General features: G+C 61.8%; 8 protein-coding genes and 2 pseudogenes. 2 read left to right on the top strand and 8 right to left on the bottom strand.

Annotation, left to right across the window (positions count from 1 at the left end; genetic code table 11):
- Positions 1–186 precede the first annotated feature (186 nt).
- Entirely contained in the window at positions 187–1,614 is a 1,428-nt protein-coding gene (arcD, locus tag FQ192_RS06535; RefSeq protein ID WP_149657869.1) for an arginine-ornithine antiporter, read from the top strand.
- Entirely contained in the window at positions 1,611–2,474 is an 864-nt protein-coding gene (locus FQ192_RS06530) for a DNA-3-methyladenine glycosylase (RefSeq protein WP_149657868.1), read from the top strand. Before arcD ends, FQ192_RS06530 begins: the two co-directional genes overlap by 4 nt.
- Positions 2,475–2,649: 175 nt before the next feature.
- On the opposite strand, the gene FQ192_RS06525 is transcribed toward FQ192_RS06530, so the two are convergent.
- The 8 genes and pseudogenes from FQ192_RS06525 to FQ192_RS06490 all read right to left on the bottom strand — a co-directional run bounded on the left by FQ192_RS06525 (position 2,650) and on the right by FQ192_RS06490 (position 12,289).
- Positions 2,650–3,975 carry a CoA transferase gene (locus tag FQ192_RS06525; RefSeq protein ID WP_149657867.1) on the bottom strand — a complete coding sequence of 442 codons (1,326 nt, stop codon included), beginning with the start codon at positions 3,973–3,975 and terminating at the stop codon, positions 2,650–2,652.
- 186 nt (positions 3,976–4,161) lie between these two features.
- A pseudogene (locus tag FQ192_RS34960) lies at positions 4,162–4,686 on the bottom strand (methyl-accepting chemotaxis protein); the annotation flags it as partial.
- A gap of 381 nt (positions 4,687–5,067) precedes the next feature.
- A pseudogene (locus FQ192_RS34955) lies at positions 5,068–6,027 on the bottom strand (chemotaxis protein); the annotation flags it as partial.
- A 667-nt stretch (positions 6,028–6,694) separates the two neighbouring features.
- Positions 6,695–7,096, bottom strand: coding sequence for a YbaN family protein (locus tag FQ192_RS06510; RefSeq protein WP_149657864.1), 402 nt, complete (start codon positions 7,094–7,096; stop codon positions 6,695–6,697).
- Positions 7,097–7,234: 138 nt separating this feature from the next.
- Positions 7,235–7,837, bottom strand: a complete 603-nt coding sequence (locus FQ192_RS06505; RefSeq protein WP_149657863.1) for a biliverdin-producing heme oxygenase — start codon at positions 7,835–7,837, stop codon at positions 7,235–7,237.
- Between the two features lie 116 nt (positions 7,838–7,953).
- Positions 7,954–10,518, bottom strand: a complete 2,565-nt coding sequence (locus FQ192_RS06500) for a TonB-dependent receptor (protein ID WP_149657862.1) — start codon at positions 10,516–10,518, stop codon at positions 7,954–7,956.
- Between the two features lie 179 nt (positions 10,519–10,697).
- Positions 10,698–11,663, bottom strand: coding sequence for a FecR domain-containing protein (locus FQ192_RS06495; RefSeq protein ID WP_149657861.1), 966 nt, complete (start codon positions 11,661–11,663; stop codon positions 10,698–10,700).
- A gap of 98 nt (positions 11,664–11,761) precedes the next feature.
- Entirely contained in the window at positions 11,762–12,289 is a 528-nt protein-coding gene (locus FQ192_RS06490; protein ID WP_149657860.1) for an RNA polymerase sigma factor, read from the bottom strand.
- Positions 12,290–12,449: the final 160 nt, after the last annotated feature.

Genomic DNA, 12,449 nt, shown 5'->3' with positions numbered 1-12,449 from the left:
ATTAGCAACTTTTGACGTCTGTTTTCAGCACAGAATTGATTTATTACGACTGACGCACAAAACTGCTATACGCCGATGTCATAGATTGATCGGTTATAAATAAAAGACGTCAAGGGGCGTTAATTATTAAACGTTATTGCGCTTTATCTATTTAGTTAAAACATCGAGACCAGCGGAGTTTCAGGAATGTCGCAACCGACACAAAAGCTGCGTCTGAGCGCGTTGATCGCCCTGGTGGTGGGGTCGATGATCGGTGGCGGGATTTTTTCCCTGCCGCAAAACATGGCAGCCCGGGCCGATGCCGGGGCGATCCTGATCGGTTGGGCGATCACCGCCGTGGGCATGCTGACCCTGGCGTTCGTGTTCCAGACCCTGGCCAATCGCAAACCGGAACTGGATTCCGGGGTGTACGCCTACGCCAAGGCCGGGTTCGGCGACTACATGGGGTTTTCCTCGGCGTGGGGGTACTGGATCAGCGCCTGGATGGGCAGCGTCGGTTACTTCGTGTTGCTGTTCAGCACCCTCGGTTATTTTTTCCCGATCTTTGGCCAAGGCAACACGCCGATCGCCATTGGCTGCGCCTCGGTGTTGCTGTGGTCGGTGCATTTTCTGGTGATGCGCGGTATCAAAGAGGCGGCGTTCATCAATCAACTGACTGCCGTGGCCAAAATCGTGCCGCTGATTATGTTCATCGTCATTGCTGCCGTAGCGTTCAAGGCTGATATTTTCACCCGGGACATCTGGGGGCAGAGCAACCCGAGCTTCGGCGGGGTGATGGACCAGGTGCGCAACATGATGCTGGTGACGGTGTTCGTGTTTATCGGCATCGAAGGCGCCAGTGTTTACTCGGCCCGGGCCGAGAAGCGTGCGGATGTCGGCCGGGCCACGGTGATCGGCTTCCTCGGGGTGCTGGCGCTGCTGGTGCTGGTGAATGTGTTGTCGCTGGGAATCATGAGCCAACCCGAATTGGCCACCCTGCAGAACCCGTCGCTGGCGGCGGTGCTGGAACATATCGTCGGCCCCTGGGGCGCGTTGCTGATCAGCATCGGCCTCGCGGTTTCGCTGCTCGGGGCCTTGTTGTCGTGGGCGTTGCTCTGCGCCGAAATCCTCTTCGCCACGGCGAAAGACAAGACCATGCCGGCGTTCCTGACCAAGGAAAACGCCAACCATGTGCCGATCAATGCGTTGTGGCTGACCAACGTGATGATCCAGATTTTCCTGTTGATCACGCTGGTCTCTGCCGGGACTTACACCAGCCTGATCTACCTCGCCTCGTCGATGATCCTGGTGCCGTACCTGTGGTCGGCGGCCTACGCGGTGCTGTTGAGCGGGCGCGGCGAAACCTACGAACACGCCTCGGCCGAGCGCACCAAAGACCTGCTGATCGGCGGTATCGCCCTGAGTTATGCGGTGTGGTTGTTGTATGCCAGCGGGGTCAAGTATTTGCTGTTGTCAGCGCTGCTGTATGCCCCAGGGGTGATTCTGTTTGCCAAGGCCAAACGTGAGCAGGGGCAGCCCTTGTTTACGCATGTCGAGAAGGGGATCTTCACCTGTGTTGTCGGCGTGGCGGGGCTGGCGGCGTATGGGTTGTACAGCGGGTTGCTGGCGTTGTGAGGGTGTTGCTGGCGTATCAGCCACCCTATGACTGGGCGGCGATGCTCGGGTTTTTGTCGGCGCGGGCGATTACCGGGATGGAGACGGTGGTCAATGGCGTGTACTCGCGCAGCATCGGTTTGAACGGTGTGCACGGCACGATTTCGATCAAACCGGCGGGCGCCGATGCGCTGGAGGTGACGCTGGATTTTCCTGACCCGACCGCCGTGCCCGAAATCGTGGCGCGGTTGCGGCGGATGTTTGATCTGGATGCGGATCTGCCTTCGATTCACCGGCACTTGGCGACAGATCCGTTGATGGCGCGCTTGATGGCCGAGCGTCCAGGGCTGCGGGTGCCGGGGGCGTGGGATGGCTTGGAGTTGGCGATTCGCGCGGTGTTGGGGCAGCAGATTACGGTGGTGGCAGCGATCAAGTTGGCGGGGAAACTGGTGGCGCACTATGGCGCGCCGTTGCGTTCCCCGCTGTCGGGGCTGACCCATGTGTTTCCTGAGGCCGGGGTGTTGGCGGCGGCGGACCTGGCGAGATTGGGCCTGCCGAAAAGCCGTGGGCGGACGCTGTCTGGCGTGGCCCAGGCGTTGCTCGATGATCCGTTGTTGTTTGAGCCGGGGCGCGAAGGTGGCGTGGCGCGGTTACTGGCGTTGCACGGGATTGGCGACTGGACGGCGCAGTACATTGCGTTGCGGCAGTTGCGGGATATGGATGGGTTTCCAAGCGGCGATGTGGGGTTGATCAATGCGTTGGCAGCGCTGGAAGGCGGGCCGGTGACGGCGCGGGAGTTGTTGCAGCGGGCGCAGGTGTGGCGGCCGTTTCGGGGGTATGCGGCGCAGGTGCTTTGGACATCGCTGAGTCGGGTTGACTGAGGGGGTGTGGCGACTGGAAGGGCCTCATCGCGAGCAAGCTTTGCTCCTACAGGCGATCGGCGTGATGATCGTTCCCACGCTCCTGCGTGGGAATGCCTCAAGGGACGCTCCGCGTTCGAATGGGATGCGGAGCGTCCCGGGATGCATGCCCACGCAGAGCGTGGGAACGATCAGGTCACCACCACTGCGCCCGATGGGAACCCAATTCCGAGGCCGCAATGGCCCATTGCAACGGCGTCCCGGTGATTTTCAGTGGCACATGCAATCGATGCGCCGGTCCCCAAGGTGTCTGCTCGATCAACAACCCCTGGTCATGCTCATCCTCGGCCCGCAACGCTTCATCCGTCCCGGCGCCCTGCTCAATCAACAACTTCGCCGTCCGCGCCAACGACAACCGCGCCGATCCGCCCTGTCCCAACAACTTGATCGCTGCTGCCGCCATCAAATACCCGGTCGCGTGATCCAGCGCCTGCACCGGTAACGGCGTCGGCTTGTCCGCTTTCTTCCACTGCATCCCGGCTTCGGCAATCCCGCTGCTCATCTGCACCAGGCTGTCGAAACCCCGGCGGTTCTGCCACGGGCCGCTCCAGCCGTAGGCGTTGAGGCTGACATCGATCAGGCCGGGGGCCAGGCGTTGACGTTCGGCAACCCCGTACCCCAGGCGTTCCAGGGCATCGGCGCGGTAGCCGTGGAGCAGGATGTCGGCGTCCTTGAGCAGGCTTTCGAACACCGCGCGATCAGCCTTGTCGTGCAGATCCAGGCGCGCGCAGCGTTTGCCGAGGGTGACTTCCGGCACCACGCCCGGTTCATTCCAGGTCGGCGGATCGATACGCAAGACGTCGGCGCCGAGGCCGGCGAGGAAGCGACTGGCGACGGGGCCGGCGAGGACTCGGGTCAAATCCAGCACCTTGATCCCGGCCAGCGGTCGCGCCACCGAGCCTTGCCACGGTTTGGCGTTGCCCTTGGCGTTGAACTGAATCAACGGCTCGGCGTTTACCGCAATCCCCTGAGGATGAGCCTGCCATTGCGCCCAACTGCGCATCTCGGCGGCGCAGCCACCGGCCTCGACCACGGCCTGCTCCAGATCAGTCTTGGCCCACTTCGCTACCTGACTTGCCATCGCTGCGCGGTCGGCACAGGTACCGAGCACGTTTTCAGCGGCGGCGCGGTGATGCGGGGCATTGGTGTGCAGGCGGATCCAGCCGTCCTTCGTCGCGTAGTCACCGGCGACCGGGTCCCACAGCGGCGGCACGCTCCAGCCCACGGGGCGGATCGAGGTGGCGAACCAGAACGAGGCGAGACGCCGGTCGACTTCAAGGCCGGGCAAGCGACCGGTGTGTTGCTGCAGCCATTCGCTGACTGCCTGGCCGGCAGCGGCAATGCTGGCGCAAGCCAGGTCGGTGACGGCAAACGCCGAGGGCAGGGCGCCGCTCGACGTGAATGGGATCGGGGTGTGCGGCAAGCCGAGTGCGGCTTGAATGGACGTGAGTAAATCAGTCATCGAAGGCCCTCCGGAACGAGGGATCGATCATAGATCAAATCAGATGACAGGCCAGAGGATGATCGTTCCCACGCTCTGCGTGGGAATGCATCTATGGACGCTCTGCGTCCGCTTCTGGGGCGCGGAGCGTCCCGGGCTGCATTCCCACGCGGAGCGTGGGAACGATCAAGCAGGGGGGCGGGGGCTTTAAACCCGGAACTGATCCATCAATTTCATCTGGTGAGTCGCCAGGGCATTGAGCTGGCTGCTGATCTGCGCCGATTCAGTAGCCTGCCCGGTCAGGGTTTCAGTGACGGTACGAATCGCCGAGACGTTGCGGTTGACCTCTTCGGCCACGGCGCTTTGCTGTTCGGCGGCGCTGGCGATTTGCAGGTTCATGTCGCTGATCACCGTGACCGCGTCGCTGATCTTGCCCAGGGCCTGGACGGCTTGCTGGATCTGCCCGGCGTTGCTGTGGGCCTGGGTCTGGCTCGAATGCATGGTCGCGACCACACCGCGAGTCGCGGTCTGGATGCGTTCAATGACGAGGCGGATTTCTTCCACCGAATCCTGAGTGCGCTTGGCGAGGTTGCGCACCTCATCGGCCACCACCGCAAAACCACGGCCGCTTTCCCCGGCGCGGGCCGCTTCAATCGCGGCGTTGAGGGCCAGCAGGTTGGTCTGTTCGGCGATGCTGCGGATCACTTCCAGCACCGAACCGATCTGCTCGCTGTTCACCGCGAGGGCTTCGACTTCGGTCACTGCCTTGCTGACTTCGTCGGCCAGCAGATTGATGTCGCGGGTACTGCGCTCGATGATCTGCATGCCATCGCGCGCCGACTGGTCGGCACCCTTGGCCGCGTTCGCGGCGTTCGACGCGCTGTTGGCCACGTCGTGGGCGGTGGCGCTCATTTCGTTGGACGCGGTGGCGACCTGGTCGATTTCGCGGAACTGCACCTGCATGCCTTCGCTGGTCTGGCGGGCGATTTCCGAAGACTGGTCGGCGGTGCCACGGGCGTCGGTAATGCTTTGTTTGATCTGGGCGATGGTCGGTTGCAGTTTGTCGAGGAAACGGTTGAACCAGCTCACCAGTTCACCGAGTTCGTCTTTCTTGCTGTAGTGCAGGCGTTGGGTCAGGTCGCCGTCGCCGCTGGCAATGGCCTTGAGCATTTCGGCCACGCTGTTGATCGGCCGGGTCACGCCGGACGCGGTGAGCCAGATCAGCAGCAAACCGACCAGGCCGGCCGCGATGGCCACCAGCAATGCCTTGATGGTGCCGCTTTGTTGCGCGTCATCGAGCACCGCTTGCAGCTTCACCGAGTCGGCCAGCAGCACTTGTTTGGGCAAGTCGATCACCACGCCCCAGGCTTTCGAATCGCTGATCGGGCTGACCGGGTACACCGCGCGGATCAGCTCACCTTGTTCGAGAATCTTCGGCGTGCCGCTGCCGAGCAATTGCAGGACTTCCTTGCCGTCGGCGCCCAGGGTGTCGCCGATGCTTTTACCGACTTTGCCGGCGTCGACGCTGTAACCGGCGAGCACACCGCTGCCGGAGACGATCAGCATATGGCCGGCGCCGTTGAACAGGTCACGCTGGGAATCCACGGCTGCTGCTTGCAGCGCGTCGAGGGCAATGTCCACGCCGACTACGCCGATGGCCTTGCCGTCCACCAGCAGCGGCACGGAAATGGTGGTCATCAGCATTTCCTTGCCACCGACGGTGTCGGCATACGGGTCCAGCAAGCACGTGCGCTTGTTGTCGCGAGGGCAGGTGTACCAGCTGTTGTACGGCGTGCCGCTGAGGCTCAGGGTGGTTTTGGTCATGTCGTCTTCGACCATGATCGTATTGAGCCCGGCCCCGCCCGCGCGGCTCCAGTAACTGGCGAAACGCCCGGATTCGTTGGACTGGCGCGCCGCGTCATTGGCGAACTCGCTGTCCTTGCCGTCCAGGCCATTAGGCTCGAACGCCAGCCAGATCCCCAGCACCTTGCTGTTGCGCTCGAAAGCGGTTTTCAGGCTCTGGTTCAACTCTTCGCGTAGGGCGCCGGCGTCCAGGGAACGCTTGGCAGCCATGGTGCGCATGTCCTTGATCTGATCGGCCAGGGCCGTGACCACCGTCAGACTTTCACCGAAGGTCTTCTGTACCCGCGCCGCTTGCTCGGCGGCTTTGGCCTGCAGCAAGTTCTGCACACTGCCGGTGAGCATTTTGCTGCTGGAGGCGTTGACCAGCTCGTCGTTCTGGTTGGTCTGGTAGAAGTTCATACCGACGATCAGCGCGACGACGCCGAGCAGGCACAGACCGGATAACAGGACGATTTTCAGGCGGATGGACAGAGAGTCGAACATAGGGCGAACTCGCAAATGGATGAGGTGTTGGCCAAGAGACGGGAGTGGTCCCGCTTGCCAAGTCCATTCAGCGCCATTTAATGCACATCGGCGTGGGCCGGGCTTGCATGAGGGACAAGCAGACGAACGGTATCAGGTGAACGTTTGCGCAGGACAATCCCCTGAAATGGGCTGGGATTCAGGAGATTTCCGGTGATTTATGGTGAGGGAGCTTGGTGGTAAGGGCGCTAACTGTGGCGAGGGAGCTTGCTCCCGCTCGACTGCGAAGCAGTCGCCAATCCGGCAACTCGGTACAACAGAAATAATGAGCTGGCGGGTTTTGGGGCCGCTTCGCAGTCCAACGGGGGCAAGCCCCCTCGCCACAATAAGTGTCACAACAGGGGCTTGGTGTGGGTCAGGAAGGTTGCGGTGTGGATTCCGGTCGCGACCAGATCCACAGATTGCCCAGTCCCATACCGGCAATCGCCAGGTAAATCGGCCAGCCATGCTCCAGCATCACCAGCATCAACACCGCGCACAGCAACATGCTGACCGTGGCGCTGACCTTGGCCCGGCGGGCGATGATTTTGCCGTTGCGCCAGTTGCACAGGATCGGCCCGAACAGCCGATGGTTTTCCAGCCAGGCACTCAGGCGCGGCGAACTTTTGGTCGCGGCCCAGGCGGCGAGGAGGATGAACTCGGTGGTCGGCAGGCCCGGCACGACAATCGCGATCAGGCCGATGCCCAGGCTGACGTAGGCCAGCAGGCCGAACAGGAATCGGGCGAGTTTGGAGGAGGCGGGGTGATTGCGGGTCATAAGGTCGACGTTTATACCCTGTAGGAGCGAGGCTTGCCCGCGAAAGCGGTGTATCAGGCGCTATTGATGTCGACTGACACACCGCCTTCGCGGGCAAGTCGGATCGCCGCACCGCTCGCTCCTACAAGGGGTGTGTTATCAGGCGAGTTCCGGGGTGTAGGCCTGTTCCAGCAGCACGGTGAAGCGGTTGAACGCATCGACCGCCGCTTGCTCGATTTCAACTTCTTCCTGCGCACTGAATTCCAGCGAGTCGAGGGTTTTGACAAAGCTCTTCCAGCCTTCCGCGCGACCACCGGCCGGCTCACCCAGGTGACGGGCGCCGAAGGTTTCGCTCAAGCCCAGGCCAACGGCGCGCTTGATCAAAAACGCTGCGCCCAGTTTCGAGCCTTCAGAAACGAACAACCAACCCAGGGCTGCAGCTTTGCTTGGGTTTTTCACCGCGCCAGCCACCGGCGCCGGAACTTCAGTGTCCAGATCCGTCAGGTCAGCCTTGGCTGCGTCAGCACGGCAGCGTGCCGGCAGGTCCGGGACGATGGCGGTCAGCTCGGCGTCGTTGTATAGCGACACCAGTTCCGACTGGAACAAATACTGCGCCACCACGAACCGGGCGAAGTTGGCCTGGGTTTCGAACGGCGCGTGGGCCTTGACCAAGGCATCGAGCTTGGTGTGCGGCTCGTGGGTGATCTGGTTCAAACGTTGCGAACGCAGGGCGGGGCGTTGAGCAGTGTCCGGGGAGGTCATGAGGAGTCCTTGAGAAAAAAGAGGCGCTTGGTAACGAGACGAACAAGAAGATGCCCGAGCGTAAAAAAACCTCACCGCGACGCATTAAAAAATGTGTCACAGCGAGGTGTTCAGGGTCAGATATCCCAGACCAGGTTGATCGCGAAGTTGCGACCCGGCTGGGTCAGGCGGTCGAGGTTGGCCGGTTGCGTGACCGAGGCTTCGCCGACGCTGTCGTAGCCGCGCACGTCATCCCACTGCCAGTATTTCTTGTCGGTCAGGTTGTACAGGCCGGCGTTGACCGTCACGTCGTCCGTGACCTTGTAGAAACCGGCCAGGTCGAGCACGCCATAACCCGGGGTCTTGAACTGGGTGCTGGTGCCGTCCGGGGTCTTGAAACTGGTGCTGTCGACGCGGTCCTTGCGCTTGACCAGGGTCCAGCTCAACAGCGCGCCGTAGTTGTCCTGGTCGTAACCGAGGCCGAATACGCCGGTGAGCGGGTTGATGCTGTTCAGCGGCTGGCCGTTGTCATCGTTGCGGCCATACAGGTATGACGCCGAGCCTTGGCTGTAGAGGCCGGTCGGGGCGCCGAAGGTGTCGAGGTTCAGGCGACCCTTGAGCTCCAGGCCCTTGATGGTGGCGTGCTTGATGTTGTTGCTCTGGAACGTGGTCTCGGTGTAGCCCGGAGTGATCGCATTCTCGTCGATGAAGTCGCGGTATTTGTTGTAGAACATCGCCACATCGAAGCTGCCCGCTTCGAACTGGCCACGCAGGCCGGTTTCATAACTCTTGCTCTTTTCCGGGTCGAGGTCCGGATTCGGCGCAACCTGATAACCACCGGCCAGGTTTTCGAAGCGACCATAGAGAGCCTTGGCAGTTGGCGTGCGGAAGCCTTCAGCGTACTGGCCGTACCAGGTGTAGTTATCGTTAAAGCTGTAGGTGGTGCCGAATTTCGGCGACAGGCGATGCCAGGTTTTGGTCTTGTCGCTGACCACGCCGTTGCCGCTCTGGTCGGCGGTGGCCAGGAACTCGTCGGTGATGTGCGGTTTGAGTTGCGTGTAGTCGTAACGCGCGCCCGGCAGGAAGGTCCAGTTGCCCCAGCTGATCTGATCCTGGGCGAACAGGCTGTAGCTGTTGATGGTCGGGTCCGGGAAGTCGCTGGCCGGTTTCAGGGTATCGGCGGCGCTTGGCGCACCGATCACCCGGCAAGCGCCGGCCACGGTCAGGCAGGTGCCGGTGCCGGTACGCAGGCCGGTGACTTTGTCCTGCTTGATGGTGGTGCCGTAAGTGACGGTGTGATCGGTGTCGGCAATGGCGAAGGACTTGTCAGCCTGGGCATCGAACACCCATTGGCGATCCTTGTAGTTGGTGTTGCGTTCACGCAGCACGGTGCGCGATGGCGCGTAGATTTCTTCGGTGCTCTGGTCGGTCTTGGCGATCTGGTAGTTCAGCGACCACTTGATGTTGTCAGCCAAAGCGCTGTCCAGGCCAAAGCTGTGCTCAATGCCGAAGCGTTCGCGGCTGACCGTGTCGTTGCCGGTGCGGGATTTGTAGAAACCAAAACCGCGTCCAGCGTTGAACGGACCACCGACGGCGCTCAGCTGATTGGTGTCGCGGTCATCTTTGTATTTCTCGTAGGTCAGGCCCAGGCGTGCGTCGTCGGCGTAGTTCCAACCGAGCTTGACCAGCACGTTGGTGGTGCGCACGTCTTCGGGGTTGGCCTCGGTGCGGTTCAGGCCGGTGCCGCCGTGTTCGCCGTAGGACTCGGTTTCATGGCCATTGCGCTGGCTCAGGTGCAGCAAGCCGTCGAAGTCGCCGGTGCGGCCGGCGACGGTGCCGGAGGTCAGCCAACTGTCATCGGCCGAGCTGTAGCCGGTTTTCAAACGGGCACCGACATCCTTGCCGGGCTTGATGATGTCGTCCGGGTCGAGGGTGTAGTAGCTGACGGCGCCGCCGATGGCGTTGCTGCCGTAGAGCACAGACGCCGGGCCACGGAGGATTTCGACGCGTTTGACGATTTCCGGGTCGACGTAGTTGCGGTTGGTCTGGGCGTACGGGCCGTTGAAGAAACTGTCGGGCACTTGCACGCCGTCGACTTGCGTCAGCACGCGGTCGCCGTCGATGCCACGGATGTTGTAGCCGGTCAGCCCGGCGCGCTGGCCGGCACCGCCCACGGAAACACCCGGTTCGTAGCGCACCAGATCCTTGATGGTGTTGACGTTGTTGCGGTCCAGTTCTTCGCGGGTCTGCACGGTGACGGTGGCTGGCACGCTGTCGATGCTTTGTTCCTGGCGGGTGGCGCTGATGGTCACCTGTTGCAGGTTGAGGGCGCCGCTGCTGCTGCGTTTTTCCAGCACGATGTTGTTATTGCCCAGTTTGCGATAGCCCAGGTTGGTCCCCACCAACAGGCGATCCAGGGCTTTCTCCGGCGGCAAGGAGCCGCGCACACCCGGCGAAGACACACCTTCAGCCAGTTCGGCCGGCAAACCGACCTGCCAGCCGGTCACGCTGGTAAAGGCATTCAGGGCCGAGACCAGCGACTGCTGTGCAATGGCGAACGAATAATCACCCATATTGCGGCTTGGCTGCTCGGCGGCAGTGGCTGCCATCAGCGGCGCGGCGCCGGCCATGAGGATGGCGGCGGTCAACAGCGACAGCACGCGGGAAGGTGAAGAGGACTGGCGGGTATGGCGAGAGGACATCGATAGCGCTCCGTGTCGCACGAATCTTTATAGGTGCAGATTGGCATTTTTAGATGCGAATCAATTGCATTGGCTATAACGAGACGAACGAGCTTCAGCTATCGAGTAAAAATAATTCTCATCTAGGGGGCGTTCTCAATTAGTTTCCCCACCGCGGGGAAACTAATTGAGAACGCCCCCTAGTTCAAGATCACCAGCGCGGGAAATTCCTGAAGCCGGGCCGAGGTGATGTGAGCAAGGGAACGCACCACGTCCAGCGGCTGGTCGAGCCGGTAATTGCCAGTGACGGCAACGTCGGCCAACTGCTCGTTGTTGTTGATGATCCAGCCCGGGTAGTAGCGGCGCAGCTCCGCCAGCACCTGGCTCATCGGGCAGTTCTCGAACACCAGGCGGCCCTGGACCCAGGCCAAATCCGTGGCGGCATCGAGTTTGGCCGGGCGGTCGAAACCGTTGGGACCGATGCGGATGCTTTCACCGGCGGTGAGCCGCACCCGTGCATCGTCACGGGTGGCGCGCAAATCCACATCGCCGCGCTGCACCCGAACCTGCGCCACGCCGTCGAGGTAACGCACGGCAAACGCGGTATCGCGCACGCTGGCCTTGACCGGGCCGACGTCGATTTCCAGGGCCTGGCCGCGATTGGCCGGCACCTCGAAAAACGCCTCGCCCTGATACAAGCGGGCCACTCGCTGCTGATCGTTGATGGTGCTGGAGAAGGCCGAGTTGGTATTGAGCAGGACTTTCGAGCCGTCCTCCAGTTGAAGGCGCTGGCGCTCACCGACCACGGTCAGGTGATCGGCCTGCAGGCGCATCGGCAGGTTGCTGAAACTGAACAGACCAAGAATCAACACCGCCGCCGTGGCCAGGGGTTTCCAGTGCGGACGCAGGCGCGACAGCACGGTGATTTTCGGTGGTTGAGCGGCGAGGCTTTGCGCGCATTGGGTGACTAACGGCCCGTCCCAGATCGCTTGGGCCTTGGCGAACGCTTCGGCATGCAACGGATCGGCTGCGAGCCAATCGTGGAACTGGCGGGTTTGTTCCGCGCTCGGACTGCCCAGCACGATCAACCAGTCCAGGGCCTGGTCCATCGCGTTTGCAGGGGCTCGCGCCGGGGAAGGCGCTGAGGAGCGGTGGGTGTCCGTCACGGGGTTTCCTCGGAAACAGCGGGTGGAGAAGTTTCAAGCTTCAAGCTTCAAGCCGCAAGCTGCAAGCTCGGTTTGGAGTTTAGCTTGTCGCTTGCAGCTTATAGCTTGCTGCTGTTGCTGTGCCTTTCTGCAACACCGATGCAGATCGCCATGATCAGTTTCAGCTCCTTTTGCACGGTGCTCAACGACACGCCGAGCTTCTCGGAAATCTCCAGGTAGCTGTGCCCATGCAAGCGGCTGAGGATAAAGATCTGTTGCTGACGGTTGCTGAGTTCACCGAGGCTCACGTTCAAACGCTCCAGCAATTGTTCGGCATGGGCGGCGTCCTCGGCGCTGCTGGCGGGGGCGGCGATGCTTTCCACCACGTCCAGCGGAACGTCATCGAGCATGGTCCGCGACTGGATGCGCCGCGCACGCAAATGATCCAGCGCCAGGTTGCGGGCGGTCTGGAAGACGAAGGGTTCGAGGTGATCGATGGCCCGCTCACTGAGCGCCCGGGTCACGCGCAGGTAGGTTTCCTGCAGCAGGTCTTCGGCGGTGCTGTGATTGTTGACCATCCGCTCCAGCGTGCGCAGCAGGGAAACCCGCTGGGCGATGAAGACGTGATTGAAACGCGATTGACTCACGGGAGGACCTGATCCATTTCGAGCGAATGATAATGCTTATCATCCGCCTGGGTGGTCAAGTGTTGATTTGTAGGCGTAGAGAAACTGTAGGCGCGAGGTTTGCCCGCGAAAGCGGTGTGTCAGGCACGTTGATCACTGACACACCGCCTTCGCGGGCAAG

Origin of the sequence: Pseudomonas sp. ANT_J12, from assembly GCF_008370045.1 — a bacterium.
GTDB lineage: Bacteria > Pseudomonadota > Gammaproteobacteria > Pseudomonadales > Pseudomonadaceae > Aquipseudomonas.
The sequence above is the reverse complement of the archived record's forward strand: the minus strand, read 5'-3'. Positions and strand labels throughout refer to the sequence as shown.